This is a genomic window from Pseudomonas sp. Leaf48 (assembly GCF_001421885.1).
GTDB lineage: Bacteria > Pseudomonadota > Gammaproteobacteria > Pseudomonadales > Pseudomonadaceae > Aquipseudomonas.
In genome coordinates, this window is the sequence record NZ_LMLH01000010.1 from 75,783 (window position 1) to 101,799 (window position 26,017).

The 26,017-nt window shown below is 59.7% G+C and carries 28 protein-coding genes; 15 read left to right on the top strand and 13 right to left on the bottom strand.

Features of this window, described 5'->3' with window-relative positions; genetic code table 11:
• Positions 1–90 precede the first annotated feature (90 nt).
• A complete protein-coding gene (locus ASE98_RS09300) occupies positions 91–1,098 on the top strand; it encodes a DUF481 domain-containing protein (RefSeq protein WP_060541080.1) in 1,008 nt (335 codons plus the stop codon).
• A gap of 115 nt (positions 1,099–1,213) precedes the next feature.
• On the opposite strand, the gene ASE98_RS09305 is transcribed toward ASE98_RS09300, so the two are convergent.
• Complete coding sequence (locus ASE98_RS09305; protein ID WP_002554837.1) at positions 1,214–1,423, bottom strand: cold-shock protein; 210 nt, start codon at positions 1,421–1,423, stop codon at positions 1,214–1,216.
• A gap of 354 nt (positions 1,424–1,777) precedes the next feature.
• On the opposite strand from ASE98_RS09305, the gene dcd reads away from it, so the two are divergent.
• Both dcd and ASE98_RS09315 read left to right on the top strand, forming a co-directional pair.
• Positions 1,778–2,344 (top strand): dCTP deaminase, encoded by a 567-nt coding sequence (gene dcd / locus ASE98_RS09310; RefSeq protein ID WP_060541081.1) that lies wholly within the window; start codon positions 1,778–1,780, stop codon positions 2,342–2,344.
• Positions 2,345–2,451: 107 nt separating this feature from the next.
• The gene (locus tag ASE98_RS09315) at positions 2,452–2,661 is read left to right on the top strand and encodes a hypothetical protein (protein ID WP_060541082.1); all 210 of its coding nucleotides are present in this window, start codon (positions 2,452–2,454) and stop codon (positions 2,659–2,661) included.
• Between the two features lie 134 nt (positions 2,662–2,795).
• On the opposite strand, the gene ASE98_RS09320 is transcribed toward ASE98_RS09315, so the two are convergent.
• From ASE98_RS09320 to ASE98_RS09345, 6 genes are all read right to left on the bottom strand, one after another.
• Positions 2,796–3,560, bottom strand: a complete 765-nt coding sequence (locus tag ASE98_RS09320) for an ABC transporter ATP-binding protein (protein ID WP_060541083.1) — start codon at positions 3,558–3,560, stop codon at positions 2,796–2,798.
• A 13-nt stretch (positions 3,561–3,573) separates the two neighbouring features.
• Positions 3,574–4,692, bottom strand: a complete 1,119-nt coding sequence (locus tag ASE98_RS09325; protein ID WP_060541084.1) for a succinylglutamate desuccinylase/aspartoacylase family protein — start codon at positions 4,690–4,692, stop codon at positions 3,574–3,576.
• A gap of 27 nt (positions 4,693–4,719) precedes the next feature.
• On the bottom strand, positions 4,720–5,430 hold the full coding sequence (locus tag ASE98_RS09330; protein WP_060541085.1) for an ABC transporter permease: 711 nt from the start codon (positions 5,428–5,430) through the stop codon (positions 4,720–4,722).
• Positions 5,427–6,155 carry an ABC transporter permease gene (locus ASE98_RS09335; protein ID WP_060541086.1) on the bottom strand — a complete coding sequence of 243 codons (729 nt, stop codon included), beginning with the start codon at positions 6,153–6,155 and terminating at the stop codon, positions 5,427–5,429. The genes ASE98_RS09330 and ASE98_RS09335 overlap by 4 nt, the downstream gene beginning before the upstream one ends.
• A gap of 56 nt (positions 6,156–6,211) precedes the next feature.
• The gene (locus tag ASE98_RS09340; protein WP_060541087.1) at positions 6,212–6,994 is read right to left on the bottom strand and encodes a transporter substrate-binding domain-containing protein; all 783 of its coding nucleotides are present in this window, start codon (positions 6,992–6,994) and stop codon (positions 6,212–6,214) included.
• A gap of 360 nt (positions 6,995–7,354) precedes the next feature.
• A complete protein-coding gene (locus tag ASE98_RS09345) occupies positions 7,355–9,805 on the bottom strand; it encodes a penicillin acylase family protein (RefSeq protein ID WP_060541088.1) in 2,451 nt (816 codons plus the stop codon).
• Positions 9,806–9,993: 188 nt separating this feature from the next.
• Here ASE98_RS09345 and ASE98_RS09350 point away from each other — a divergent pair, with 188 nt between their 5' ends.
• Positions 9,994–10,554, top strand: coding sequence for a cysteine hydrolase family protein (locus ASE98_RS09350; RefSeq protein WP_060541089.1), 561 nt, complete (start codon positions 9,994–9,996; stop codon positions 10,552–10,554).
• Between the two features lie 148 nt (positions 10,555–10,702).
• On the opposite strand, the gene ASE98_RS09355 is transcribed toward ASE98_RS09350, so the two are convergent.
• The 4 genes from ASE98_RS09355 to ASE98_RS09370 are packed head-to-tail and all read right to left on the bottom strand — an operon-like array spanning position 10,703 to position 12,428.
• Complete coding sequence (locus ASE98_RS09355; RefSeq protein WP_008083915.1) at positions 10,703–10,912, bottom strand: SEC-C metal-binding domain-containing protein; 210 nt, start codon at positions 10,910–10,912, stop codon at positions 10,703–10,705.
• A 5-nt stretch (positions 10,913–10,917) separates the two neighbouring features.
• Positions 10,918–11,403, bottom strand: coding sequence for an LEA type 2 family protein (locus ASE98_RS09360; protein ID WP_060541090.1), 486 nt, complete (start codon positions 11,401–11,403; stop codon positions 10,918–10,920).
• Positions 11,404–11,449: 46 nt separating this feature from the next.
• The gene (locus ASE98_RS09365) at positions 11,450–11,926 is read right to left on the bottom strand and encodes a YchJ family protein (protein ID WP_060541091.1); all 477 of its coding nucleotides are present in this window, start codon (positions 11,924–11,926) and stop codon (positions 11,450–11,452) included.
• 4 nt (positions 11,927–11,930) lie between these two features.
• A complete protein-coding gene (locus tag ASE98_RS09370; protein ID WP_060541092.1) occupies positions 11,931–12,428 on the bottom strand; it encodes a DUF6231 family protein in 498 nt (165 codons plus the stop codon).
• Positions 12,429–12,617: 189 nt separating this feature from the next.
• Between ASE98_RS09370 and ASE98_RS09375 the strand changes: the two genes are divergently transcribed.
• The 4 genes from ASE98_RS09375 (at position 12,618) to ASE98_RS09390 (ending at position 15,291) form a co-directional block, all read left to right on the top strand.
• Positions 12,618–13,307 (top strand): OmpA family protein, encoded by a 690-nt coding sequence (locus ASE98_RS09375; protein ID WP_060541093.1) that lies wholly within the window; start codon positions 12,618–12,620, stop codon positions 13,305–13,307.
• An 89-nt stretch (positions 13,308–13,396) separates the two neighbouring features.
• Positions 13,397–14,113 carry an OmpA family protein gene (locus ASE98_RS09380; RefSeq protein WP_060541094.1) on the top strand — a complete coding sequence of 239 codons (717 nt, stop codon included), beginning with the start codon at positions 13,397–13,399 and terminating at the stop codon, positions 14,111–14,113.
• Positions 14,114–14,261: 148 nt separating this feature from the next.
• The gene (locus tag ASE98_RS09385) at positions 14,262–14,540 is read left to right on the top strand and encodes a DUF1145 domain-containing protein (RefSeq protein ID WP_060541095.1); all 279 of its coding nucleotides are present in this window, start codon (positions 14,262–14,264) and stop codon (positions 14,538–14,540) included.
• Positions 14,533–15,291, top strand: a complete 759-nt coding sequence (locus tag ASE98_RS09390) for a hypothetical protein (RefSeq protein WP_060541096.1) — start codon at positions 14,533–14,535, stop codon at positions 15,289–15,291. The genes ASE98_RS09385 and ASE98_RS09390 overlap by 8 nt, the downstream gene beginning before the upstream one ends.
• Positions 15,292–15,455: 164 nt before the next feature.
• On the opposite strand, the gene ASE98_RS09395 is transcribed toward ASE98_RS09390, so the two are convergent.
• On the bottom strand, positions 15,456–15,920 hold the full coding sequence (locus tag ASE98_RS09395) for a CopD family protein (protein WP_060541097.1): 465 nt from the start codon (positions 15,918–15,920) through the stop codon (positions 15,456–15,458).
• Positions 15,921–16,019: 99 nt separating this feature from the next.
• On the opposite strand from ASE98_RS09395, the gene dinG reads away from it, so the two are divergent.
• From dinG to pdxH, 5 genes are all read left to right on the top strand, one after another.
• Entirely contained in the window at positions 16,020–18,164 is a 2,145-nt protein-coding gene (gene dinG / locus ASE98_RS09400) for an ATP-dependent DNA helicase DinG (protein WP_060541098.1), read from the top strand.
• A 96-nt stretch (positions 18,165–18,260) separates the two neighbouring features.
• A complete protein-coding gene (locus tag ASE98_RS09405) occupies positions 18,261–20,762 on the top strand; it encodes a beta-galactosidase (protein WP_060541099.1) in 2,502 nt (833 codons plus the stop codon).
• A 162-nt stretch (positions 20,763–20,924) separates the two neighbouring features.
• Positions 20,925–22,070, top strand: a complete 1,146-nt coding sequence (locus ASE98_RS09410) for a serine hydrolase domain-containing protein (protein WP_060541100.1) — start codon at positions 20,925–20,927, stop codon at positions 22,068–22,070.
• A gap of 114 nt (positions 22,071–22,184) precedes the next feature.
• On the top strand, positions 22,185–23,276 hold the full coding sequence (locus ASE98_RS09415) for an OmpA family protein (protein WP_060541101.1): 1,092 nt from the start codon (positions 22,185–22,187) through the stop codon (positions 23,274–23,276).
• 24 nt (positions 23,277–23,300) lie between these two features.
• A complete protein-coding gene (gene pdxH, locus ASE98_RS09420; protein ID WP_060541102.1) occupies positions 23,301–23,948 on the top strand; it encodes a pyridoxamine 5'-phosphate oxidase in 648 nt (215 codons plus the stop codon).
• Positions 23,949–23,953: 5 nt separating this feature from the next.
• On the opposite strand, the gene ASE98_RS09425 is transcribed toward pdxH, so the two are convergent.
• The gene (locus ASE98_RS09425) at positions 23,954–24,190 is read right to left on the bottom strand and encodes a hypothetical protein (RefSeq protein WP_060541103.1); all 237 of its coding nucleotides are present in this window, start codon (positions 24,188–24,190) and stop codon (positions 23,954–23,956) included.
• Between the two features lie 166 nt (positions 24,191–24,356).
• Here ASE98_RS09425 and ASE98_RS09430 point away from each other — a divergent pair, with 166 nt between their 5' ends.
• Positions 24,357–24,821 (top strand): glycine zipper 2TM domain-containing protein, encoded by a 465-nt coding sequence (locus tag ASE98_RS09430; RefSeq protein ID WP_060541104.1) that lies wholly within the window; start codon positions 24,357–24,359, stop codon positions 24,819–24,821.
• A 163-nt stretch (positions 24,822–24,984) separates the two neighbouring features.
• A complete protein-coding gene (locus ASE98_RS25705) occupies positions 24,985–25,986 on the top strand; it encodes an RHS repeat-associated core domain-containing protein (RefSeq protein WP_082457512.1) in 1,002 nt (333 codons plus the stop codon).
• The last annotated feature ends 31 nt before the right edge of the window (positions 25,987–26,017 follow it).

The following is a 26,017-nucleotide window of genomic DNA, read 5'->3' on the forward strand; positions in this document are numbered from 1 at the left end:
TCAATGGAAATCGTCGGGTCAGTCCTTGCTAGTGCCTTATTCCTGCGGATAATGCCGATTTTTTTCGCGAACTTGAGCCTCTATTTGCTTATGTTGTCCAGATCCCTGCTGTGCCTCGCTGTCTTCAGTGCCTCCACTCCCTTGCTCGCCGATACCGTCTGGTTGAAGAACGGTGACAAGCTGAGCGGCAAGATCGTCCTGTTCGATGGTGGCAAGCTGGTGCTCCAGACCGAGTACGCCGGTTCAGTGCCGATCGACTGGAGCAAGGTGAAAACCCTGGAAAGCGATCAGGAGTTGCTGGTCAAACAGGATGCTTACACCGGTGAAAAAGCCAAATCGCTGAAAGCGGCAGATGACGGCAAGGTGACCCTGGCCAACGGTGACGCACCAAAAACCGTGGAGTTGGCGAGTGTTCAGCAGATTCTCAAGCCGAAACCTGTGGTCGAGGATCTGGTATGGAAGGGCAACGTCGACATGGCGCTGGATTATCAGCGCGCGGAAAATGACACCGATGATTACGACATCGATTTCAAGACCACTGCGCGCCATGGGCGCTGGCGACACATCGCCGAAGGTGAGTACAACCGAGAGTTCCAGGATGACGTGGTGACCACGGACAATTGGCGGGCCGAGTACGCCCTTGACCGCTTCCTGACTGACAAGTGGTTCTGGCAAGGTCGCCTGGTCTACAAGCGTGACAAGGTTGAAGATCTGTCTCGCCAGCGCACGGTCGGTACCGGTCCTGGTTATCAGTTCTGGGATGATGAACTGGGCGCATTCTCCCTCGGTTCGCTGGTCAACCGCACGGACTATGAATTTGCCGATGGCAGCGAGGAAAACTTTTATTCCCTGGCCATGAAGTGGGATTACAACCGCTACCTGATTGGCAAGAGGGTGGAGTTCTTCACAAGTGGCGAGGTGGGCAAGCCGCTGTCGGGCGTGGCCGACTATGCGCTGGATGCTGAGATTGGACTGCGCTACAAGGTGACTGACTGGGCTTCGCTCAATCTAAAGGCGGAGCGCGACATCATCCACGGTACCGACGAGTCCGATCTGGACAAGACTCGCTACAGTGCCGGGTTTGGTGTGACCTGGTAAGGCTTTGAAAAAAAGATCGCGGCTTGGGCCGCGATTTTTTTCGCCTGGCAAAAACACACAGGCACAAAAAAGCCCCGCTGTTGAGGGCGGGGCTTTTTACTAAAGCAAGTACAAGTTAGATAACTTGAACTTCTTCAGCTTGCATGCCTTTCTGACCGCGGGTAGCGATGAAAGAAACCTGTTGGCCTTCTTTCAGGCTTTTGAAGCCGTCGGATTGGATAGCTTTGAAGTGAACGAACAGGTCGTCACCGGATTGTGGAGTGATGAAGCCGAAGCCTTTTTCATCGTTGAACCACTTAACGGTACCGGTTTGGCGATTAGACATGGTGTAACTCCTTGAACAAAGATAACTGCGACTCAGGAAGAACCCTGGCCGAGACTGAGTGCAAAGAGCAGGAAAAATTCTTGTAGATGGTTGGATCGAAATTCAACATATCGTGTAGAGATTCTCAGTGACACAAGCAGCACAGTGGCGCCACCTTAACCCTTTTTCCGGGACGTGCCAATGCTTCTTGTGCAGGTTTCTCTGTTTTAGGGATCGACGGTGTGTCGATTCGTCGCCAACGCAGGTAATTCCCGGATGTCCGGCGAGAATTGCAGCGTGGACTTTGAACCCGGCGGCGCGCCCCGGTAAGATGCCGGACAGATTTTTTCCACCTCGCTATTCAGGACACCCGCCATGAGCATCAAATCGGACAAGTGGATTCGCCGCATGGCGCAGGAACACGGCATGATCGACCCTTTCGTCGAGCGCCAGGTGCGTGGCAGCGACGATAGCCGTGTGATCTCCTACGGCGTGTCAAGCTACGGCTACGATGTGCGTTGCACCAATCATTTCAAGGTGTTCACCAACATCAACTCGGCCATCGTCGACCCGAAAAACTTCGATGCCGGCAGCTTTGTCGACGTCCACAGCGACGTGTGCATCATTCCGCCCAACTCCTTCGCCCTGGCCAGCACCGTCGAATATTTTCGCATTCCGCGTAATGTATTGACCATTTGCCTGGGCAAGAGCACCTATGCGCGCTGCGGCATCATCGTCAACGTCACGCCGCTCGAGCCTGAGTGGGAAGGCCATGTGACCCTGGAGTTCTCCAACACCACCAATCTGCCGGCGAAAATCTACGCGAACGAAGGCGTGGCGCAGATGCTGTTCCTTGAATCCGATGAAGAGTGCGAAGTGTCCTATAAGGACCGCGGCGGCAAGTATCAGGGCCAGCGTGGCGTCACCCTGCCTCGCACCTGAGTCAGCCGTCTGACAAGCAGGGGGAATTCTTCAGCGAGCGTACACTCTATGGAGTGTACTGCTCCGATCCGCGCCAGGCGGGTCGGACCACCGCTCAGGAGTGCCCCATGAAGATCAATCCGCTCATCAGTGCCGAACTGGCAAGGCTTGAACCCAATCAAGTGGGTGTTCTGGCCTGGTCGCTGCTGGCACATCCGCCCGTCAGCATGGCGGGGGGCATCCCGGGTCAGCCTGATCCCGATACCCCAAATGAACAGCCCACCGAACCCGGGGAGCCTACTCTGCCGGATGAGCCGCCACCTGCACCTGTGGTCTGACCGAACACGGTCCTGTAGGCGCTGTCGAGTGCAACGAGGCTGCGATCTTTTGATCTTGATCTTTTTATAATCACCGAAGATCGCAGCCTCGTTGCACTCGACAGCTCCACGGGGAGCTGCCTGCGCAGACGTTTTTACTTCAGGTTGCCGCTGAGGAACTGCTTCAGGCGCTCGCTTTTCGGATTGCCCAGCACGTCGGCCGGCGCGCCTTCTTCCTCCACCAGACCCTGATGCAGAAACAGCACCTGGCTCGACACTTTACGAGCGAAACTCATTTCGTGGGTGACCATGATCATGGTCCGGCCTTCTTCTGCCAGGCCCTGGATCACCCGGAGCACCTCGCCTACCAACTCCGGATCCAGGGCTGAAGTGGGTTCGTCGAACAACATCACTTCCGGTTCCATGGCCAGCGCCCGGGCGATGGCGACACGTTGCTGCTGCCCTCCGGACAGAAACGCCGGGTACTGGTCCGCCACCCGCGCCGCCAGGCCGACCTTGTCCAGATAGCGGCGGGCACGGTCCTCGGCTTCCTGCTTACTGCATCCGAGCACCCGACGTGGTGCCATGGTGATGTTTTCCAGCACCGTCATGTGGCTCCACAGGTTGAAATGCTGGAACACCATGGCCAGTCGGGTACGGATCTTCTGCAGTTCATCGGGGTCGGCCACGTGCATGCCGTGACGATCCTTGATCATGCGAATGTTCTGCCCGTCCAGACTCATGGCGCCGTCATTGGGCTGTTCGAGAAAGTTGATGCAGCGCAGAAAGGTACTTTTGCCCGAGCCGCTGGCGCCGATCAGGCTGATGACGTCGCCCGTCCTGGCCTTGAGCGAAACACCTTTGAGCACTTCATGATCGCCATAGCTTTTATGCAGGCCTTCGATGGTCAATTTGTACATGGGGCATGCATCCTCAAGGCGAAAGTAGGTAGCCGCTGCGATAGGCTTCGGTGCCCGCGACGTGGGCGATCACCATGCCGGCAGTGGCCATGCGGCGCAGCGAGCGGGCGTACATCAGCCCGGCTGTGGCGCAACGAACGGGGGTGACGAGATCGTTGATCGGGTCGATGACTTCGGCGATCAGTTGCCCGGCTTGCAGGTATTGGCCGGGCAGCGCGGTGAACACCAGCAGTCCGCCGACGGGTGTGGCCACAGGTTCCACAGCGGCCAGCGGTGTCGCGGGGTAAGGCAGGTCGGGCATGGGCGCGGGTTCGCCGGCAATCGCACCGAAATGGATCAGGTAGTCGATCAGTGCCTGGCAGTCGACGCTGGCCAGCGGGTGATTGACATCGCCCTGACCGCGCAACTCGACGGTAACCGAAAAGCTGCCTGGCGGGATCTCGAAATGCTCACCGAAACGTTCCTTCAATTGCCACCAGAGCAGGGTGAAGCATTCGTCGAACGACTGTCCGCCGGAGTCGGTCGCCAGCAGGCTGGCTTCGGCACCGATGTAGCGGGCCAGGGGCTCGACCTGCGGCCAGGCCTCAGGTGTGGTGTACAGGTGCGCAACTGCTTCGAAATCACAATGCAGGTCGAGCACCATATCGGCATCGCACGCCAGGCGTTGCAGGGTCAGGCGCTGGGATTGCAGTTGGGTCTCGGCGGTCTGCCGGGCCAGTGCGTCGCGCAGGGTGCTGCGGATCAGTTGCAGGTTGTGCTGCGGATCGTCACCGAGTTTGCCTTCGATGGTGTTGCCGACTTCTTCACTCAGGTCAATGAACCAGCGATTGAAATTCTGCCCGCTTTCCAGCTCATAGCGGCCCAGCGGTACATCCATCAGCACCTGTTCCAGGCCCACCGGATTGGCGATCGGCACCAGCACGATTTCGCTGCGCAGGCGCCCGGCGGCTTCCAGCTCCGCCAGGCGCTGCTTGAGGTGCCAGGCCACCAGCATGCCGGGCATTTCGTCGGCGTGCAGGGAGGCCTGGATGTAGATCTTGCGGGTGGCCGGTTGCGGGCCGAAGTGAAAGCTGTGGATCTGTCGTGCGGTCCCCGGCAGCGGGGCCAGCAGGTCATGTATCTGGTGGCGCATCTCTTGTTCCCTGAAGCAGGATAAGTCCTAGTGGGTCGGCCCGAGAAAGGCCAGCCAGCGACGTTCGGCGAGGCGGAACAGGCCGACCAGCGCGAAGGTGACAGTCAGGTAGATCAGTGCGGCGATGCCGAACGACTGGAAAGTCAGGAAGGTTGCCGAGTTGGCATCGCGGGCGACTTTCAGGATGTCCGGGATGGTCGCGGTGAACGCCACGGTGGTCGAGTGCAGCATCAGGATCACTTCGTTGCTGTAATAGGGCAACGAGCGACGCAGGGCCGAAGGCATGATCACGTAGGCATACAGCTTCCAGCCGGTCAGGCCATAAGCCTTGGCCGCTTCGACTTCGCCATGGTTCATGCTGCGAATGGCCCCGGCGAAGATCTCCGTGGTGTAGGCGCAAGTGTTCAGGGAGAAGGCCAGGATCGTGCAGTTCATCGCATCGCGAAAGAACGCATCGAGTACCGGCTGAGCCCGGATGGCCGCCAGGCTGTAGATCCCGGTGTAGCAGATCAGCAGCTGGATATACAGCGGCGTGCCACGGAACAGGTAGGTGTAGAACTGCACCGGCCAGCGAATGTAGAAGTGCGGCGAGACCCGGGCGATGGACAGCGGGATCGACACCAGGAAGCCGATGAATATAGACGCGCTGAGCAGCCACATGGTCATGGCCAGGCCGGTGATGTGGTAGCCGTCGCTATAGAGGAAAGGTTTCCAGTATTCCTGCAGGAGTTCGATCATCGTACGGCCTCCCGGGTGCCCGCGGAGTAACGACGCTCGAGCCAGCGCAGGATGAAGTTCGAGGCACTGGTGATCAGCAGGTAGATGAGTGCGGCAACCACGAGGAAGTAAAACAGCTGATAGCTGCTTTTGCCGGCGTCCTGCGCGGCCTTGACCAGGTCGGCGAGGCCGATGATCGACACCAGTGCGGTGGCCTTGAGCATCACCATCCAATTATTACCGATGCCGGGCAGGGCATAGCGCATCATTTGCGGAAACACCACGATCCAGAAGCGCTGGCCGCGCTTGAGGCCATAGGCGGTGGCGGCTTCGACCTGACCCCGCGGGACCGCGAGGATCGCGCCGCGAAAGGTTTCGGTGAAGTAGGCGCCGTAGATAAAGCCCAGGGTAATCACCCCGGCGCTGAACGGGTTGATCTCGATGTATTCCCATTCCATGAAGTCGGTGAACGATGTCAGCCAGGTTTGCAGGCTGTAGAAAATCAGCAGCATCAGGACCAGGTCCGGAACGCCGCGAATCAGCGTGGTGTAGACCTGGGCGGGGACACGCATAAGCTTGAGCTTTGACAACTTGGCACTGGCGCCCAGCAGCCCGAGCAACACGGCTACCAGTAGCGACAACGCCGACAACTTGATGGTCATCCAGGTGCCTTCCATCAGCAGCGGGCCGAAGCCCTGCAGGCTGAAGGCTGAGAGCCCCAGATTTTGTAAGAGGTTTTCGAACATAAATCAGCAACCTGATCAGATAAAAAAAGCGCCCATCGCGAGATGGGCGCCGGGCATTATTTGCCGCTGTACAGATTCAGATCGCCAAAGTGCTTCTTCTGAATGGTGGCGTAGGTGCCATCATCGTGTAACGCTTTGATACCTTTATCCAAAAGTGCCTTGAGCTCGTTGTTACCTTTAGCGATACCGATCGCTGTTTTGGCCGGCAGCAATTCGCTGTCGACCGGCTTGCTGACTTCATAGCCTTCGCCTTTTGGCGACTTCAAGAAGCCCAGTTCAGCTTGCAGCATGTCCTGAATCGCCGCGTCGAGGCGACCGGACATCAAGTCGGCATACACCTGATCCTGATTCTGATAGGCCTGGGTTTTCACGCCAGCCTTGTCCAGCACGGCTTTGGCGTAGGCTTCCTGGATGGTGCCTTGCTCGTAGCCTACGGTTTTGCCTTTGAGGGACGCGACGTCTTCGCTCAGGCCGGAACCTTTCTTGAACACGTAGGCAGTCGGCCCGGAGAACAGCTCGCTGGAGAAGTCGATGACTTTTTCGCGGGCTGGGGTAACGGTCATCGACGAGATCACACCGTCGAATTTATTGGCCTTGAGGCCCGGGATCATACCGTCGAAGTCACTTTCGACCCATTTGCACTTGACCTTCAGCTCGGCGCAGATCGCGTTCCCCAGATCGATGTCGAAGCCCACCAGGCTGCCGTCAGCCGCTTTCGACTCGAACGGTGCATAGGAAGGGTCAACGCCGAAACGCAATTCCTTGTATTCCTTGGCCATGGCGGAGCCAGCAGCCATGCACAACGCCAGTGCAGAAAGGGTCAGCAATGCTTTTTTCATTATTCAATCCCTAAGAACCAATATGAGCGCTTATGGCGCAGTTTTATTGTTACTGGAAAGCGTAAGACCCATTGAAAGTAGCAATTTCCGAACCACAGTGGCGAACAAGCGTTTTAAAAGGTGCTTGATCAAAGGTCGGAGCGCGATTTATGCACGAAAACGAGCGCAGGGAAATGCCTGCACACATTTGGTTCGGTGCAAAGGCAAAAATGGCGTGTGGGTGACTCTGCCGAGCAAGTCCTGTAGGAGCGAGCCTGCTCACGATGGACGTTAACGATAACGCGTGTTTACCCGATTAAACGCGGCGCGCTTGAGTCCATCGCCAGCATGCTGGCTCCTGCAAAGGGGGGCGGCTTGGGATTATTTTCCAGGCGTCAACGTCAGTCGCGCCGTGCCATACGCCTTGTCGTAATTTTGCGACTGCATCGGCAGGCTCATGTACTGCCCCTTCAACCACGGATCAATGCTGTTGAGGTAGTTAGGGCTCGCCGGATTGCCGGACTGGCCTGTGCCGTTCTGAGCCATCAGCGGCTCGGTCTGGCTGAAGTCGACGATAAATCGCATGGCTGGTGCCAGGGTGGTGTTGAAGTCCTGGCCCCAGGCGAATGCGGCAGTATTGAGGGTGCTCTGGTCGCCGCCGGCCGGCAGCGGCCCGCGCACGTTCTGGCCGCCGGCGTTTATCCATTCGTAGCGATGCAGCTTGCCCCACTGCCAGGCCTTGTGATCGGCGCCCAGCAGGCTGTCGCCGGCGCTGATCGCAGCAGCCAGGCTGCGCGCGAGGATGGCCGGCTTGTCTTCCTTCTGTGCGGTGCGTACGTCATCCCAGAACGGACTGTCCTCGCGCGCCAGCAAATGATCGGCCTGGGCGGCATAGGACAACTTGCCGTTGGCGACAAAGGCTTGCCACGCCGGGCTGCTTTGCGGGCCCAGTTCATCGAGGAAAATCTGCTTGCTGCTTTCCTCAAGGAGCAGCTCGTAGATCGCCGCGTCGGTGGAAGTCGCACTGACCTTGCCGTCGAATGCCATCAAGCGGCTGTAGGCCTCGCGGGCCTTGGCGCTATCGGCTGCCGGTAAAGCATTGATGGCCTGTTTCAGCGGCTGGGACATGCCTGGCGCTTCGAACATTTTCTTCAGTTTGGCGGCGAACGTTGTGGTCTGGTCGTACTGCATGGCGATCATGCTGCGACTGTCGTGTTTGCCTGCGCCGGCCAGTTCGGCCATGCGCTCGCCACGTTCCGGAGCCGCCCACGAGTTGGACAACTGCATGCCGTAGCCATGGGGAATGACCCGCTGGTTGGCGGTGCCGAGCCAGCCCTGGGCCGGGTCCTGATCGTAAGGATGGAGCATCGGGTCGGCGTAACCGTCCCAATCGTAGCGCCCCTCGGAGCCGGGCGATGGCAGCAGGCCTTCACCTTCGCGGCGGTTGGGATAGCGACCGGTGACTTGCCAGCCGATATTGCTGGCGTCGGCGAACACCAGGTTCAGTGCGATGGCGCGAATCTCGCGGCTGGCATCCGAGGCTTTCTCGACGCTCTGGGCGCGGGTCAGGTCGAACAACGCATCCAGGGTTTTGTCGTCGGTGAAGCCCGGCGTCTGCAAGGCCAGACCGAAACCATTGGCCAGAGCTGTGCCTTGGGCGCTGTTGAGCAGCGGGCCGTGACGGGTTTCGTACACGGCTTCGCGAATCGGTCGCTGGCCTTTGACGAAGTAAGTTTCGTTGCGCACGATCGCCGGCTGCCATTTGCCGTTGGTTTCGTAGGTCAGTGCGTTGCCCTGGCGCTTGATTTTCTCCAGGAACAGATCCTGGTTATCGCCCATGACCGAAGTCATGCTCCACGCCACTTTGCCGTTGAAACCACCCAGAACCATCGGCAAGCCGGCGATGGTCACGCCAGAAGCTTGATACTTCGGCGCGCGGATCTGCACGTAGCTGAACAACGACGGCGCGCCCAGCGGGCCATGGCTGTCGCTGGCCAGCAGGCTTTTGCCACTGCGGCTGCGTTGCGGGGCGATGGCCCAGTTGTTCGACGAGGTGGCGCCCAGCAGGTTCAGGTCAGACAGTTGCCCCGTGGCTTTATTGATCTGCGCCAGCCCAGGGATTTGCCCGTTGAGCTTGATGCCCTGGAGTTTTTCGCTTTCGGCCAGCGGCAATTTTTCGTCGGGGGCGGAGGGGCTCAACCAGGCCAGTTTGTCGGTGGTGACGGTTTGCGCCAGCACCAGCGAGGCAATTTCTTCCGGCAGGTTGGCCGACTGGCTGAAGTTCAGCAGGCAGAAAATCAGCGCCGAATCTTCCGGCCGCCAGTATTCAGGCTTGTAGCCGGTGGCAACGAGGTCCGCTGGCAGTTTGTCGCGGTAACGGAAAAGGTAGGCGTTGACCCCGCGGGCATAGACTTCGAAGAAGCGTTTGAGACGCGGCGAAGAGGCCTTGTACAGCTCGCCGGCGCTTTTCTTCAGGTTGACCGCACGCATGTAGCGGTCGGCATCCAGCAGATCCGCACCGGACATTTCGGCCAAACGGCCCTGGGCCAGCAGGCGCAGGGTGACCATCTGCGTGATGCGATCGCTGGCGTGCACGTAACCGAGGGCGAACAGGGCGTCGTGGAAGCTGCTGCTTTCGATCAACGGCATGCCCATGGCATTGCGCCGCACCGAAACGTTCTGCGCCAAACCTTTGAGCGGCTGTACGCCGGAGGCCGGCGGGAGGGTGTCCTGGGCATTGAAAGTCTGACAACCGGTCAGGCTCAAAACGCCAGCGACTGCTGCGGCAACGCCGAACCGGGGTAGAAAATGAGTAAGGGCTGGCGAGGCCATGGCAAAGCTCCTGCGGGGTGGTAGCGCAATAAAGGCGCTACGTTAGTGAGCAGGCGATGGCCGCGCAAGCGGGGCAAGAAGTTATTTCAGGATTTGTCAGATGAAGCGCAAAAATATCGCGCTTGTCAGTCACGGGGAGTAATGCTGAAGTGGAGCAAATCCAATGATTGTGCATGAGTACAGTAGGCATGGAGCTCCAGGCAAACGCAGCGCTGATCATCATCGATCAACAAAAAGGCATCCTGCATCCCCGGCTCGGTCGGCGAAATAATGCCCAGGCCGAAGAACGCATGCTGGAGCTGCTGGGGCAATGGCGGCGCAGCGCTCGGCCGGTGATTCATGTGCAGCACTTGTCCCGGTCAGAAGATTCGGTGTTCTGGCCGCAGCAATCGGGAGTTGAATTTCAGCAACGTTTTGCGCCACAACACGGGGAATGGCTGATCCAGAAGCAGGTTCCGGACGCGTTTTGCGCCACCGGGCTTGAGGCGAAGTTGCGCGATGCACAGATCGGGCAGTTGATCATCGTCGGCGTGGCCACCCACAACTCGGTGGAATCCACAGCGCGTACGGCGGGCAACCTGGGGTTTGATGCCTGGGTGGTGGAGGATGCGTGCTTTACCTTCGACAAGGCCGACTACTTTGGTAAGGCGCATTCAGCCGAGGAGGTTCATGCAATGTCGCTGGGGAATTTGCATGGCGAATATGCAACGGTCGTCAGCACCGGGCTCATTCTGAAAGCTGGCCGGTAACCAGCGCGAGCCAGTTCGCCGCAAAGGGATTGCCAGCTCCCACAGGATCGGCGGTGAACACAGGTCCTGTGTCAGGCGCAGTTCACTGTGGGAGCGGGCTTGCCCGCGAAGGCGATTCAACAGGCGAAGCAGACCTTCGCCCGAAGCATCAAGCGCCGTGGCACTTCTTGAATTTCTTGCCGTTGCCGCATGGGCACGGATCGTTGCGGCCAACGTCTTTCAGGGCGTTGCGCACCGGCTCCTGGTGAGCGTGGCCGCAATTCGGGCCATGGACATGGCCGTGGTCGTGGTCATGATGATGGTCGTGATCATGATCGTGGTTGCAGTCAGGGCCATGGACATGAGGTTGCTGGGTCATCGGGGTTACTCCGGAATTAAATCGGCGGGGATTATCACGCCATTACGCGCCAGGTGCACGTAGTGGGCGATGAATAAACCGGTTTCCATTTCACCGTCCAGACGATAGGGAATGGACTTCTTGGGATTTTTCAGGTGTTTGACCAGGTCACGGACCTTTGGCCACAGGTTCGTGCGGATCGGCACCTTGAAATAGGCGCTGTGTTTGGGGCCGACGGTAAACCAGTGTTCGTACTCGCCTTCGGCCAGCAAAATCTCCGCCAGATGAATGCGGTATTCCAGGCCGCGTACGGTCAGGTCGCTGTCATTGGGATTGTCGACGCGAAAGTGCAGGATGAATTTCTGATCCAGCAGTCTGGCGCGCACGACTTCGACCTTCACCAAATGAACCTCGGGCTCCAGAGCATCGTCGCTGAACCATGACGCACAGCCACTGAGCCCCAGGAACAGGAGCAGGGCGAACAGATGAAACGCGGTGGGCCGGATGGTCATGGTGGTGGTTCTCCCTTGCCCCCCAGTCTAGCCGCTGAATGTCACATCAAACGCTGAAGTAACCCGCGCAACACTTTTTGAATTTCTGTCCGCTGGCACACGGGCAGGCATCGTTGCGACCCGCTTTGAGCGCTACGGTAGGGTCGATGAAATACCAGTGCCCGGCGTTCTGCACGAACGATGAACGCTCGCGATGGCTGTGCTCGCCGGTGCTGTCATGCCAGCGCGCGGTGAAGGTCACGAACGCATGTTCGGGCTGACCGCCGAGGACTTCGGAGCTTTCCACCTCAAGCCCCAGCCAGGTGCTTTGGGCGCTCCAGTCGCTGATCGATTGACGGTCCAGGCCAGCTTGTTGCGCGGGCAGGGTGGTCGCCACCAGGTAGTCGACCAGGCCCAGCACATAGGCGCTGTAACGCGAACGCATCAAGGCTTCTGCGCACGGAGCCGGGTGGCCGGCGTGATAATGACCGCAGCAGGCGTCGAGCAGGGTACCGCTGCCGCAAGGGCAAATGGGTGTACTCATTGCGTTACCACCAATATTTCCCGAAGTTTTCCGGATTGGCCCAGAAGCGAGAATTAAGCCAGTCGGGCACTTGTTTGTATTCAAGCAGATCGTAAGTGAACAAGGTCAATTGCTGTTCTTCGCGCTCAAAACGCTCGCTGGCTTGCAGGGCCAGGGAGAAAAAGTCGGTCTCCTGCCAACCACAGGCTGCCAGATCCGCCAGCACCGCGATACGGCTGGCATTGAGATTTCGAATGCCGCCCAACAGGTTCAGGCCTTCGCGCTTGGGCAGATGCTCCAGGCAATCGACCACCAGCGCCAGGTCGAAGCGCCGGGCTGCCAGCTCGGCAGGCAGTGCTCCGGGCGGGGCGCAGGCGACGCAGCTGTCCGGGTGCGCGAGTTTGAAAGCCTCCAGCGCCGGGAACTCGCTGGCGCCAATCAGCAAGAGGCGCGCAGGTGCGTAGCGGTCCAGTAAGGCGGCCAGTGCCTGTTGCGGCGTGCGTGAAGAAATACCTGCAGTCATCAAAGTTCCTCAATCAGATCTGCCAAGACTAGCCTGCCTGAACGTCCGGGCCTAGAGCGTCTGTTCGGCATAACCAGGAACCTGTCGTAAATACACTGTTAAACAGCCTGACCCTTTTCTGGCGGAGTTTAATACTCGGGTCTTTACTACGTGAATCGGTTCTAAGCCGATCCCTCAGGAGAAAACTAGATGAGCATAGTTCGGACAGCATTACCCTTGGTTCTGCTCACCAGTGTGTTGACTGGTTGTGCAGGTTTGCAGAAAACCGACTGGCCGACCTGTGCGGCGGTCGGAGGTGTCGTGGGTGCGGGCCTCGGTGCGACCGAAAGCTCGGCATGGGCCGGTTATGGCGCGCTGCTGGTGGGCGGCACGGCCGCAGCCTATTGCTGGGTTCACGGTGATGGCGACGAAGACGGCGATGGTGTGCCGGACAGCCGCGACAAGTGCCCTGGTACGCCTAAAGGCGTAACGGTAGATGCTAACGGTTGCCCACCACCTGCTCCGGTGGTTGAAGAGGCGGTCGTGGTCAAGGAAGAAACCATCGTCATTCGCGATGTTCACTTCCAGTTCGACAAAGCTACGCTCACCGAATCCGACAAGCAGGTTCTCGACAAGATTGCCACGCGCTTGAAAGCGGAAGCGCCTACTGCTCAATTGACCGTAACCGGCCATACCGACAGCGTGGGCAGCGATACCTACAACCAGAAACTGTCGGATAAACGCGCCCACTCTGTGGTTGAGTATCTCATTGAGAGCGGCGTGCCACGCAGTAACTTCGTGTCCGTTGTAGGTGCCGGTGAAAGCCAGCCGGTTGCCGACAACTCCACCGCTGACGGCCGTGCACAGAACCGTCGCACCGAAATCAAAATTAACCGCTAACCCCCTCGCATCCGCGGCTTGTGCAGTCGCGGATGCGGGTCTTTACTCCTGTGTAACCGGTATTGGCCGGATACACAGGAGCTTTCAATATGATCGTTCTCACAAGGACCGTCCTTCCGGTTCTGCTAATAGGCAGCCTGCTGACCGGCTGCGCTACTCACAGTGATGGCACTGCCCCCCTCAATCAAAGAACCTGGCCTATCTGCAGCCTTATCGGCGGCCTGGTCGGTGGCGGCCTGGGCGCGATTGAAAGTGCCGCTTGGGCCGGTGGCGGTGCGGCGCTCGGCATTTTGACCGGCGGGTTGATCTGCTATGCCCAGGATGGTGACGAAGACGGTGACGGCGTGTTCGACCGCCGTGACCGCTGTCCCGATACACCAGCCGATACACCGGTCGAACATCACGGTTGCCCGGTGCCACAGTACCCTGTTGCGCAACCTGCCGAACCGGTGCCGGTCGAGGTCATCACCCTCAGCGATGCTGGCGATGTACTGTTTGCCTTCGACCAGTCCGACCTCACGCCTACGGCCAAGAGTCAGTTGGACGACCTGATGGGCAAGCTGCAAGACGCCAGCGTGGTGAGCATCAAGGTAGTTGGTCATACCGATAGCGTAGGTTCGGACGAGTACAACCAGGGCTTGTCGGAGCGGCGCGCCAGCAGCGTGGCCGATTATCTCCTGAGTCAGGGGGTGGCGCCGAACAAACTCACCAGTGAAGGCAAGGGCGAGAGTCAGCCGGTGGCTGACAACGAAACAGATGAAGGCCGCGCGAAAAATCGTCGCGTAGAGCTGCACATCAACCGCTGAGCCTTGAAATAGAGCCGTCGCACGTTAATTTAACGCGTGGCGACGGCCGTTCGGCGGCCTCCATGAAGATATTTCCGTTGCCCTCTGGCTTATCCCGCGTGGAAGCCGTTACTGTGCGCGCAAAGAATAATATTTGTTGGGAGCGCGTATGAAGGTGTTATGGGGGCTGGGCAAGTTATTGACCCTGCTGTTCTGGCTGGTGGTGCTGGTCAATCTGCTCGTGCCGTTCAGCTATCCGCTGCACCCGTTGGTCAATCTGGCCGGCGGCTTCCTGGCATTCATCCATTTACTGGAAGTGCTGCTGTGCAACCGCAGCGTCAAATGGCGCGCCCATCCCTGGCTTGACCGTCTGAAGATCGTCATTTTCGGCGTATTCCACCTGCAAACCATTCCGGCTCCTGCCACATCGAAGGCTTCCCATGCGTAAACTCTGTCTGCTTGCCGCACTCGTAAGTCCATTGGCCAGCGCACAGGTGGTGAGCGTCGAAACCAATTCGCTGATGCGCCTGCCCAACACCGCCAGCACCCTGCAACTGGAGCGCCTGGAAGTGGCGGACTACGGGACGTTGCTGATTCCTGCGAACGTAACCGAAGTCACAGTGGGTGAACTGCACCTGGGCCACGAAGCGCGGATCGCCATCGTGCCCGGCGAACAGGCGCTGGCGCTGAAGGTGCATCGGGCCGACCTTGCCGAAGGCAGCCAGATCACCGCGCGGGGTGCGCCGGGTACGTACGAGAAGGCTGCCCGTGCCGGGCGAAGTATTGATGTGCAGATAAAGTCACTGAATGCACCGCAATTGTTGGTCGATGCTCGCGGTGGCGCGGGCGCGCCGGGGTTTGTCGGCCTCGACGGTGCCAACGGGCAGGCCCCGGGCTGCACCTGGGGCCAGGCCGGTCGCGGTGCCGATGGCAGCGATGGCAGTAACGGCCAGCCGGGGGCACCAGGCGCGCTGGTTAAACTGGCAGTGCCGCACGACTATCCGGCAGAACGCATCAAGGTCCAGGTGGCCGGCGGTGCCGGTGGTGCAGCCGGCCCTGGCGGCAAGCCGGGGGCGGGTGGCAAGGCCAAGGGCTGTCTCATTTATAACGCCGATGGCGGCAAGAGCGGGCGCCCTGGTGCCGATGGTCAACCCGGGCCTGAAGGCGCGCCGGGTTCGGTGACGGTGCAGCGGTTGTAACCTGTTCCTTCGCGGGGCTTTTGTGGGAGCGAGCCTGCTCGCGATGGAGGCCAGCGATGGCCTGCACTGTCTGGATAACAGCGGTGAGTTTGAGAACATCGCGAGCAGGCTCGCTCCCACAGTAATTCGCTGTCGGTGGGAGAGAGCCGGGTCAGGAGCAGCTTTTAAAGCGTCGGGCGTGCCGCGGCAATTGCAACCAGCACCAGACCCACCAATAAATTGATCCCCACCAATCGACGAATCCGCCCCAGCACCGCCGCACCTGCCGGCCAATCCTGTGCGGTTACCGCCGTACGCAGTTCCGGCAACATCAGCGCCTGAATACGGATAAACAGCGCCGTCATTACCACATACAAACCCATCATTACCTGCACATAACGTGGCGCGGCTTCAAAACCGTGGAACTGCATGTGCAGCATGCCCACGCCGCTGACAGGCAGCAGTATCACGGCTGCCCAGACCCAACGGAAAAACCCCGGGAACACTTCTACCCATAACTTGAGCCGGGCAGGGCCCTCCAGCGCCTTGACTGCCGCGGGGCGCAGGACCATCCAGGCGAAAAACATGCCTCCGACCCAGACCAGTGCGGCGAGGACATGCAGGGTGTAAACGATGCCAAAAGGTGTCATTGGGGTACTCCGTTCTGCGCAGGATTCATTAGCGGGGTATGATAGCGGCCGAACCGAACCACTGAAAATTTATCCAGCGTTTTTTGCGCCCGACAATTCATGATCAGCACTGAACTCAAAACCACGATCCAGGGCGCCTACTCGCGTTTTCTCGAAGCCAAGAGCCTCAAACCGCGCTACGGCCAACGCCTGATGATCGCCGAAGTCGCCAAGGTTCTCGGTGACATCGACACCGACGATGAAGGCCGGCGCAGTGGCGAGCCCGCGATTGTCGCGGTAGAAGCCGGCACGGGTACCGGCAAGACCGTGGCCTACAGCCTGGCGGCGATTCCCACGGCCAAGGCCGCCGGCAAGCGCCTGGTGATCGCCACGGCTACCGTGGCCCTGCAGGAGCAGATCGTCTACAAGGACTTGCCCGACCTGATGCGCAACAGCGGGCTGAACTTCAGCTTCGCCCTGGCCAAGGGACGCGGGCGCTACATGTGCCTGTCCAAGCTCGACATGTTGCTCCAGGAAGGTCACGCGCAAACCGCCACCGCTCAGTTGTTCGAGGAAGAGGGCTTCAAGATCGAGGTCGATGAGGCCAGTCAGAAGCTGTTCACCAGCATGATCGAGAAGCTCGCCGGCAATAAATGGGACGGCGACCGCGACAGTTGGTCCACGGCGCTTGAAGATGCAGACTGGGCACGCCTGACCACCGATCACAGCCAGTGCACCAACCGTCATTGCCCGAACTTCGGCCAGTGTGCCTTCTACAAGGCCCGCGAAGGCATGGGCAAGGTCGACGTGATAGTCACCAACCACGACATGGTCCTGGCTGACCTGGCCCTGGGCGGCGGCGCAGTGCTGCCGGACCCGCGCGACACCATCTATGTGTTCGACGAAGGCCATCACCTGCCGGACAAGGCCATCGGCCATTTCGCCCATTACACCCGCCTGCGCTCCACCGCCGACTGGCTGGAAACCACCGCCAAGAATCTCACCAAGCTGCTGGCCCAACACCCGTTGCCGGGCGATCTGGGCAAGTTGATCGAACAGGTGCCGGAGCTGGCACGGGAGATCAAGACCCAGCAGCAGTTCATGTTCACCGCCTGTGAACAGGTTGCCGATTTCAAGCCCGGCGAAGATGTTGAAGGTCGCGAACGGCCTCGTCATCGCTTTGTCGGCGGGGTGATTCCCGAACACATGCGCGAGATGGGCGTCGAGCTGAAGAAGGGTTTCGCGCGCCTGACCGATCTGTTCACCCGCCTTACCGAGTTGCTCAAGGAAGGCATGGACGGCGAGGTCAACATCGGCATCGCCAGCAACCAGGCCGAAGAGTGGTATCCATTGTTCGGCAGCCTGCTGTCGCGCTCATCCGGCAATTGGGAGTTGTGGGTCGCGTTCACCGCGGAAGACCCGGAAGACAACCCGCCGATGGCGCGCTGGCTGACCCTGGCCGAAAGCGGTTCGCTGTTTGATATCGAGGTCAACGCCAGTCCCATCCTCGCGGCGGAAATGCTGCGGCGCAATCTGTGGAACGTGGCCTATGGCGCGCTGGTGACGTCGGCGACCCTGACCGCGCTGGGCACCTTCGATCGCTTTCGCATGCGTGCCGGCCTGCCGAAAAAAGCCGTGACCGCCGTGGTCCCGAGCCCCTTCCATCACGCCGATGCCGGCGTGCTGCGAGTGCCGAACCTAAACGCCGACCCCCGTGATGCGGCGGCTCACACTGCGGCAATCATCCGCGATCTGCCGGAGCTGGTCGAAGGCTCGCGGGGCACGCTGGTGCTGTTCTCTTCGCGCAAGCAGATGCAGGACGTATTCGACGGCCTGGACCGCGACTGGCGCAAGCAAGTGTTCATTCAGGGCAACCTGTCGAAACAGGAAACCCTGAACAAACACAAGGCGCGGGTCGATGGCGGGGATTCCAGCGTTCTGTTCGGCCTGGCGAGTTTCGCCGAAGGGGTCGACTTGCCGGGTGCCTATTGCGAACACGTCGTCATCGCCAAGATTCCGTTCTCGGTGCCCGATGATCCGGTCGAAGCGGCCCTTGCCGAATGGATCGAAGCCCGTGGCGGCAATCCGTTCATGGAAATCTCCGTGCCGGACGCCTCGCTGAAACTGGTGCAGGCCTGCGGGCGCTTGCTGCGCACCGAAGAGGACCGTGGCACCATCACTTTGCTTGACCGGCGCCTGGTCACCCAACGCTATGGCAAAGCGATCCTCAACGCATTGCCTCCCTTCCGGCGCGAAATTTCCTGAGTAACCGGTGGGCGGTTTTGCCCACCGCGTTGTCTATCTCTCAGCCATCTTTATTTCGCAGGCCCATTGAAGGTCGTTAGGGAGAATTTCGTTCTCATGATTCGCCGTTCGTTACCTGCCGTTTTTGCCCTGTTGTTCGCAACGCCCCTGTTGGCCGCACCCGCAGGCCCGCAGACGCTGTTCAACTTTGTGCGCCCCGCCGATGTGGTCCAGGTGGCGACTCAGGACGCCAGCCTGCCGCAATCCAACGCTGAACAGACCCCGGAAGGCGAAGTGCTGCGCCGGGTAACGTTCAATCCGGTGGCGCGCCCGACCCTGCGCCTGACGCCGCAAACCGGTGCCTGGGACTGGTCCGGGTCGAGCGTCATGAGCCTGCGGATCCAGAGCGCCATGAACTGGGCCGTGACCCTGTACGTGACCATCCAGAGCAATGATGGCAAGACCCTGACCAGCCGCGTCGATCTGCCGGCCGGGCCCGCGCAGACCTTGTTGGTGCCGCTGCAACCAGCGTCGCCGCTGAATCAGGGCATGAAAGCCGGGCCGCCGATGCCAATGACCGTCGAAGGCCAGCGCATCCTGCTGGCCAGCAGTGCCGGGGAACTGGACGCTCGGCAGGTGGTGTCGGTCAGCCTGTCGATGGATCAGCCGCAAGCCGCACAAAGCATACTGCTGGAGCGTTTCGGCGTGCAGGACGGCGAGTCGATCAGCCGGGCTGTATACGGTGGGTTGGTCGATGCCTATGGCCAGTCGACCCGCGCCCGGTGGCCGGAAAAAATCAGCAACGACGAGCAGCTCAAAGGCGCCGCTGCCAAGGAGCAGCAGCAACTGAAAACCTGGCTGGCCGAGCGCGAGAAGTCGCCCCTGGACAAATTCGGCGGCTTGACCACTGGCCCGGTATTCAGGGCCAGTGGGTTCTTCCGCAGTGAAAAGCGTGATGGGCGCTGGTATCTGGTGACTCCGCAAGGGCACCCGTTCTACTCGCTGGGGGTCAACACCGTCACCCCGGACGTCAACCAGACTTACGTCGCCGGTCGCGAGTGGATGTTCGAATCCTTGCCCAAGGCTGACGAAGCCTTGGCCCGCCACTACGGTGAAGGTGACAACCGCGGCGGCAACGGTGCCGACCAGGGCCGTGGATACAACGCCGGGCGCTGGTACGATTTCTACGGCGCCAACTTGCAGCGCTTGTATGGCAACCCCTGCGCATTGGGCAGCGATACCAAGGCCGGTGTCGCCGAGGCAGCCAAGGCAGACGCGGTCGAAGCGACGGCAGACAAGGCTGGTGCGCAACCCGTGGTTCCATCGAGCGCCGAGGCCGGTGTCGCGGAAGTCGCCAAGGCCGACGCCGCCCAGGCAACGGTGGCAAAAGCAGTCGAGCAGTCACCAGCCGAACCTTGCAAAGCCGAGTTTGACCAGCAACGCTGGGCCAGCCATACCCTGGATCGCCTGCAAGCCTGGGGCTTCAATACTGTCGGTAACTGGAGCGCTCCAATGCTGGCCGGGGCGGACCGCGTCCCTTACACCTTGCCGCTGTCGATCGTCGGCGACTACGCCAGCATCAGTACCGGTACCGATTGGTGGGGCGGCATGCCTGACCCGTTCGACCCGCGCTTTGCCATGGCTACCGAGCGCGCCGTGGCCATCGCCACCCGCGATCATCGAGACGACCCGTGGCTGATCGGTTACTACGCCGACAACGAACTGGCCTGGGCCGGTCCCGGCGATGACCCCAAAGCCCGTTATGCCCTGGCCTACGGCACCTTGAAGATGACCACCGACGTGCCGGCCAAGCGCGCATTCCTCAAGCAGTTGCGCGACAAATACCGCAACCAGGCAGGCCTGTCGAAAGCCTGGGGTATCGACCTGCCAGCCTGGGAGCTGATGGAAGACCCGGGGTTCAGTGCGCCGTTGCCGAGCGCCGAGCATCCGGAAATCGAAGCCGACTTCAAGTACTTCCAGAAGGTCTTCGCCGACACCTACTTCAAGACCATCTCCGATTCACTCAAGTGGCATGCGCCGAACCAGATGCTGCTCGGCGGCCGGTTTGCCATCAGCACCCCGGAAGCGGTGGAGTCTTGCGCGCAGTATTGCGACGTATTGAGCTTCAACATGTACACCCTGCAGCCCCATGATGGTTACGACTTCACCAGACTGCGCAGCCTCGACAAACCGGTATTGATCACCGAGTTCAACTTCGGCTCGGCGGACCGCGGCCCGTTCTGGGGCGGCGTGACACAATTGGCCAAGGAAGAGGACCGTGGCCCGGCCTACGCGAACTTCCTCAAGCAGGCGCTGAGCGAACCGTCGATTGTCGGCGTGCATTGGTTCCAGTACCTCGATCAACCCGTGACCGGACGCCTGCTCGATGGCGAGAACGGTCATTTCGGGCTCGTGGGCATTACCGACTTGCCGTTCCAGGGCTTTGTCGAGAGCGTACGCAGGAGCAATCTGGTGACCGCCGACCAGATGGGCAAAGAAGCCGAGAAGGCCGCAGCCGAGGTCGACAAAGCCAGTCACGATGCCGAGGGCGGGCGCAAAGCCGAAGCCGGCAAAGGGCCGGGGAAGGGCGCTGGCGGGCATTCCGGCAAAGGTCACTGAAAAAGATCGCAGCCCGCGACAGCGTCTGTAGGCGCTGGCGCAGGCGGCGATCTTTTGATCTTGCCCTTGAATCAACCGCCCGGCCAAACCCTGTTCCCAAAACCCTCAAGGGCTGGAACAATGCCCACCACTTTTGTAGAACGTTTATCCAGGGAGTTGCGGGTGCAGATTCAGGGTCATTACGAGCTTAAGTTCGAGGCAGTGCGCGAAGCGTTTGCAGCGTTGTTCGACGATCCTCAGGAGCGTGGCGCAGCGTTGTGCATCCAGGTCGGCGGGGAAACGGTACTGGACCTCTGGTCTGGCACTGCCGACAAGGATGGCGCCGAGGCCTGGCACAGCGACACCATCGCCAACCTGTTCTCCTGCACCAAGACCTTCACTGCCGTCACGGCGCTGCAACTGGTGGCCGAAGGCAAGCTGCAACTGGACGTTCCGGTGGCGCGCTACTGGCCCGAATTCGCCGCGGCCGGCAAGGAATCGGTGACCCTGCGCCAACTGCTTTGCCATCAGGCCGGGCTACCGGCGTTACGCGAGTTGCTGGCCCCCGAAGCCCTTTACGACTGGCCAACGATGGTCGACGCCCTGGCCGCCGAAGCGCCATGGTGGACACCGGGTGAAGGTCACGGTTACGCAGCAATCACCTACGGCTGGCTGGTCGGCGAGTTGCTGCGCCGTGTCGACGGTCGCGGGCCGGGTGAGTCGATCGTGGCGCGAGTCGCCAAGCCGTTGGGCCTGGATTTCCATGTCGGTCTGGACGATGCAGAGTTCCATCGCGTGGCGCACATCGCGCGCGGCAAGGGCAATGTCGGCGATGCCGCGGCCCAGCGCTTGCTGCAGGTGACCATGCGCGAACCGACGGCCATGACCACTCGGGCGTTCACCAACCCGCCGTCGATCATGACCAGCACCAACAAGCCGGAGTGGCGGCGCATGCAGCAGCCGGCGGCCAATGGCCATGGCAATGCGCGCAGTCTCGCCGGGTTCTATGCCGGCCTGCTCGATGGCAGCCTGCTGGAAAGCGAAATGCTCGATGAGCTGACCCGCGAGCACAGCATCGGCGAAGACAAGACTTTATTGACCTGCACCCGTTTCGGTCTGGGTTGCATGCTTGATCAACCGAATGTACCCAACGCCACCTTCGGCCTGGGTTCACGCGCGTTCGGTCATCCTGGGGCTGGTGGCTCCATCGGTTTTGCCGATCCGGAGCACGATGTAGCCTTTGGTTTTGTGACAAATACCCTGGGACCGTACGTCTTGATGGACCCGCGTGCGCAAAAGTTGGTGCGGGTTCTGGCCACCTGTCTGTAAAACCTGCTCGAGGGTTCCAGGGCTGGAACCGGAAAGCTTTTTGAGTTTCAAAGCGTCTGTTTATCCGGGCCGAACCGGTCTGATTTTTCATTACTCGATTTTTGTGGATATCCAATGTCATCTAAACCAACGCTCGCTTTGGCCCTGTGCTTCGCTATTACCGGTTGTGCACAGACTCCACAAAAAGATTCCGATGGCGGCAACTGGTGGCCGTTCGGTTCCACCGACAAAGTCGCCGCCAAAGAGCCGGCCCCGGCGCCTCAGAACCCTTTCGTAACCGCTCCGGTGGCGAAGACTGAAAGCGCCAGCCACTGGTACTGGCCGTTCGGTTCCGACGACAGCGCCGACAAGGCTGCGGTCAAGTCGCAGGTGAAAGACCAGGCCAAACCGGTTGCCGTAGCCAAGGCCGAAGCCGATGCCGGCGGCAAGTGGTGGTGGCCGTTCGGTGGTACCGACCAGAGCACCAGCAAAGCCGTGCCGATGCCTGATCCGAAAGTCACCCAGGCCTGGCTCGATGACTACGAACCACGCCTGCGTGAAGCCATCAAGGGCAGTAACCTGCAACTCGAACGCCGCGAAAACGTGTTGGTGGTGACGGCACCGGTCGAAGGTACATTCAACCCTGACCGTCCGGCGATGCTGCTGCCCGTCACACTCGGCCCGTTCACCCGCGTAGCCAAAATCCTGGAAGTTGATTCCAAGACTGCCGTGCTGGTGCTCGGGCACAGCGATACCTCGGGTGCCGCGCCGGCCAACGTGAAGCTCAGCCAGGAACGCGCGCAATCGATCGCAGCGATCTTCCGCCTCAGCGGTCTGCAGCGTGATCGCCTGATGTTGCGTGGCATGGGTGGCAATGCGCCGCGTGCTGCCAACGACAGCGCCGAAGGTCGAGCGTTAAATCGCCGCGTGGAGTTGCTGGTGACCCCACAGAACACCATGGTGGCCCTGCTGAGCAAATACAACATGCCTGCTCCGGCGCCGGTGACCCTGGTTGCCGCGCAGGACATCAAGCCTGTCGCCAAGCCCGTGACTCCGGCTCCGGCTGCCAAAAAGGCCGCGGTTCCAACCGCGAAAAAAGCCCCGGCGAAGAAAGCTCCGGCCAAGAAAGCGCCAGCCAAAACCGCGACCCCGGCGAAAAAGACCGCACCAGCCAAGGCCTCCACGGCTGACAAGAAAGTCGCCGCCGCCGATACTGTAAAGAAGTGATTGGTTAACCATAAGGAATGCGCCATGACCCAGGGCCTGGCTGATATGCGTCGTGATTACACCCGTGATGGCCTGGCCGAGGCGCAAGCCCCGGTTGAGCCATTTGCATTGTTCCACCGGTGGTTCGCCGATGCGGTGAAAACCGAACAGGCACCGGTGGAGGCCAATGCCATGACGTTGGCGACGGTGGATCAGGACGGTCGGCCGCATTGCCGCATTCTGCTGCTCAAGGGCCTGGATGAGCAGGGTTTCACCTTCTTCACCAACTACGACAGCGCCAAGGGCCAGCACCTGGCTGCGAACCCGTTCGCGGCCATGACTTTTTTCTGGCCGGCCCTGGAGCGTCAGGTGCGAATAGAAGGTCGGGTGGTGAAGGTCACCCCTGAAGAATCCGACGCCTATTTTCAGGTTCGCCCGCTGGGCAGCCGTCTGGGGGCCTGGGCATCGCCGCAAAGCCGGGTGATTGCCGATCGGGGTGAGCTGGAAGCACTGCTCAAGAACACCGAGCAACGATTCAGCGACACTCAGCCCCACTGCCCTGAGCACTGGGGCGGTTACCGTTTGCTCCCGGAGCGTATCGAGTTCTGGCAGGGGCGCTCGAGTCGCCTGCATGACCGTCTCAATTACCGCCAACAGGGCGCCGACTGGATTCTTGAACGCCTGGCACCCTGAACAGTCTACTGATCAGGGTAGCCTGCCGCTGCGGTCTCCAGCCACTTTGACAGGTCCCGACGCTTGATTTTCTGCGCTCGGGCGTTGGCCAGTTGTTCGAGCATGTAGGCTCTTTTGCGCTCGTCCTTGCCTGCCAGCGACAACGCCAGGTCGCGGTCCATCCAGCGTTTGATCCGTACGTACAACCACCAGTGGAAGTACAGACCGGCGGCGGTAGTGACGACAATGATAAAGTAATCCATGGAAATCCTGTGTCGGTAGCGCAGCGTCCGGATATGCAGCTACCTTGTGTCGGGTTCATGAAGCGCCTGTATGGCGCCTGAATCAAAGCACGATTATCCGGGGCGCGCCGTGACAGGCGTCAAGCTGCGGGGTTTAATGAACACCTGTTATTTTGGAGTTGATGTTATGCGTAAGTCTGTTCTGCTGGTTGCTTCCTTTTCCACCATGGCGATGTTGCTCACTGGTTGCCAATCGAGCCTGACCGGTGACTCCTACTCCCGTGACGAAGCCCGTCGTGTGCAGACCATCCGCATGGGCACCATCGAAGCCTTGCGTCCGGTGAAGATCGAGGGCACCAAGACCCCGATCGGTGGCGCGGCAGGCGCGGTCGTCGGCGGCGTGGGCGGCAGCAGCGTCGGTGGGGGTACCGGAAGCATCGTGGCTGCGGTCATCGGTGCCGTGGCGGGTGGCCTGATCGGTTCTGCCGCCGAAGAAGGCCTGACCCGCACCCAGGGCGTGGAGATCACCGTTCGCGAAGACGACGGCAGCATGCGCGCCTACGTGCAACAGGTTCAGGAAAACGAAGTGTTCCGTGTTGGCGAACGTGTGCGTATTTCGACCGTCGATGGAACCAGCCGCGTTTCCCACTAAAACGCAAAACGGCTAAAAGAAAACCCCGATCAGTGTTTGCTGGTTGGGGTTTTTTTTGTGAGGGGATTTGGATTCAATTGGACTATCAGTTCTGATAGTTGTCATTTTGTATAAGTTGGAGGAGAGTAAAGGTCGGTTTAACAGATTAACTGCGAGCGGGCTCATGCAAACTCCGAATAAATTTTTGCTCTGCAAGTATCAGTACAATGCTTTGGATCAACTGACTGCCTCCACGCTGTTTGCGAAGCCAAGCCATCAGCGTTTTTATCGAAAAGATCACTTGGTTACGGAGATTGCGGGAGACGTTGAACTTACAATCGTTCAGCATCAGGACCAGCCATTGGCGCAACATGTGCGTGACAAGGGCCAGGTCCAATCCACTTTGCTTGCAACTGATCTATCGCACTCGGTATTGCTGTCACTCGGCGTGGGAGGGCAACCGAATTCCTTCGCCTACACACTTTATGGGTATCTCCCGGTTGCAGGTGGCTTGCTCAGTCTGCTTGGTTTCAACGGGCAGCGACCAGACCAACTGACCGGATATTATTTGTTGGGCAATGGATATCGGGCTTTCAACCCGGTTTTGATGCGATTCAATAGCCCGGACAATTTGAGCCCGTTTGGAGAAGGTGGGGTGAATGCCTATGCTTATTGCAAGGGGGATCCTGTCAATCAGGAGGATAGTACAGGGCATATGCCATTTTTTCACACAAAGCTAAGGGCACCTAAACTCAAGATTCCCCCGAACAAATCTAAGCCAGTAGCTGATAAGCCGACACATTCTTCGAAGCAACCAAAAGTCGGCTCGGCTTCGAGCGGCGATAATAAGCCAGGCTCTAGCTCTGGAGCGTCTAATGCAAACGTTTTGCCAATTTCATCCTCACAACCTTCCGGAGCGTCTCCTGCAAACGTCTTGCAGGCTTTACCCTCAGCACCTTCTCACTTGAGCGCATTCATTTCTGTGGTAAACAACAGAGAAAGGGTTCTCAGGCAAGTGCCGGTCGACTTTGTAAAATACAGTAGGATTAGAAGGGTGCAGGATGTTGGTTTTAGGCAACCAATTATTTCGCAAGAAATGATTCGGAAAAAATTGGATCTTGAGGAACTACCGGATGGGGAATTTTACATGCTTCCCAAGGAAAGATGGGAGGAAAGATTGAAATGAGTTTCTATCTTCTCAAAATGGTCGCCTGATA

Excerpts from the sequence above, each read along its gene's own strand:
- ASE98_RS09300 (WP_060541080.1), top strand. The coding sequence starts at position 91 with ATGTTGTCCAGATCCCTGCTGTGCCTCGCTGTCTTCAGTGCCTCCACT.
- ASE98_RS09305 (WP_002554837.1), bottom strand. The coding sequence starts at position 1,423 with ATGTCTAATCGCCAAACCGGTACCGTTAAGTGGTTCAACGATGAAAAA.
- dcd (WP_060541081.1), top strand. The coding sequence starts at position 1,778 with ATGAGCATCAAATCGGACAAGTGGATTCGCCGCATGGCGCAGGAACAC.
- ASE98_RS09315 (WP_060541082.1), top strand. The coding sequence starts at position 2,452 with ATGAAGATCAATCCGCTCATCAGTGCCGAACTGGCAAGGCTTGAACCC.
- ASE98_RS09320 (WP_060541083.1), bottom strand. The coding sequence starts at position 3,560 with ATGTACAAATTGACCATCGAAGGCCTGCATAAAAGCTATGGCGATCAT.
- ASE98_RS09325 (WP_060541084.1), bottom strand. The coding sequence starts at position 4,692 with ATGCGCCACCAGATACATGACCTGCTGGCCCCGCTGCCGGGGACCGCA.
- ASE98_RS09330 (WP_060541085.1), bottom strand. The coding sequence starts at position 5,430 with ATGATCGAACTCCTGCAGGAATACTGGAAACCTTTCCTCTATAGCGAC.
- ASE98_RS09335 (WP_060541086.1), bottom strand. The coding sequence starts at position 6,155 with ATGTTCGAAAACCTCTTACAAAATCTGGGGCTCTCAGCCTTCAGCCTG.
- ASE98_RS09340 (WP_060541087.1), bottom strand. The coding sequence starts at position 6,994 with ATGAAAAAAGCATTGCTGACCCTTTCTGCACTGGCGTTGTGCATGGCT.
- ASE98_RS09345 (WP_060541088.1), bottom strand. The coding sequence starts at position 9,805 with ATGGCCTCGCCAGCCCTTACTCATTTTCTACCCCGGTTCGGCGTTGCC.
- ASE98_RS09350 (WP_060541089.1), top strand. The coding sequence starts at position 9,994 with ATGGAGCTCCAGGCAAACGCAGCGCTGATCATCATCGATCAACAAAAA.
- ASE98_RS09355 (WP_008083915.1), bottom strand. The coding sequence starts at position 10,912 with ATGACCCAGCAACCTCATGTCCATGGCCCTGACTGCAACCACGATCAT.
- ASE98_RS09360 (WP_060541090.1), bottom strand. The coding sequence starts at position 11,403 with ATGACCATCCGGCCCACCGCGTTTCATCTGTTCGCCCTGCTCCTGTTC.
- ASE98_RS09365 (WP_060541091.1), bottom strand. The coding sequence starts at position 11,926 with ATGAGTACACCCATTTGCCCTTGCGGCAGCGGTACCCTGCTCGACGCC.
- ASE98_RS09370 (WP_060541092.1), bottom strand. The coding sequence starts at position 12,428 with ATGACTGCAGGTATTTCTTCACGCACGCCGCAACAGGCACTGGCCGCC.
- ASE98_RS09375 (WP_060541093.1), top strand. The coding sequence starts at position 12,618 with ATGAGCATAGTTCGGACAGCATTACCCTTGGTTCTGCTCACCAGTGTG.
- ASE98_RS09380 (WP_060541094.1), top strand. The coding sequence starts at position 13,397 with ATGATCGTTCTCACAAGGACCGTCCTTCCGGTTCTGCTAATAGGCAGC.
- ASE98_RS09385 (WP_060541095.1), top strand. The coding sequence starts at position 14,262 with ATGAAGGTGTTATGGGGGCTGGGCAAGTTATTGACCCTGCTGTTCTGG.
- ASE98_RS09390 (WP_060541096.1), top strand. The coding sequence starts at position 14,533 with ATGCGTAAACTCTGTCTGCTTGCCGCACTCGTAAGTCCATTGGCCAGC.
- ASE98_RS09395 (WP_060541097.1), bottom strand. The coding sequence starts at position 15,920 with ATGACACCTTTTGGCATCGTTTACACCCTGCATGTCCTCGCCGCACTG.
- dinG (WP_060541098.1), top strand. The coding sequence starts at position 16,020 with ATGATCAGCACTGAACTCAAAACCACGATCCAGGGCGCCTACTCGCGT.
- ASE98_RS09405 (WP_060541099.1), top strand. The coding sequence starts at position 18,261 with ATGATTCGCCGTTCGTTACCTGCCGTTTTTGCCCTGTTGTTCGCAACG.
- ASE98_RS09415 (WP_060541101.1), top strand. The coding sequence starts at position 22,185 with ATGTCATCTAAACCAACGCTCGCTTTGGCCCTGTGCTTCGCTATTACC.
- pdxH (WP_060541102.1), top strand. The coding sequence starts at position 23,301 with ATGACCCAGGGCCTGGCTGATATGCGTCGTGATTACACCCGTGATGGC.
- ASE98_RS09425 (WP_060541103.1), bottom strand. The coding sequence starts at position 24,190 with ATGGATTACTTTATCATTGTCGTCACTACCGCCGCCGGTCTGTACTTC.
- ASE98_RS09430 (WP_060541104.1), top strand. The coding sequence starts at position 24,357 with ATGCGTAAGTCTGTTCTGCTGGTTGCTTCCTTTTCCACCATGGCGATG.
- ASE98_RS25705 (WP_082457512.1), top strand. The coding sequence starts at position 24,985 with ATGCAAACTCCGAATAAATTTTTGCTCTGCAAGTATCAGTACAATGCT.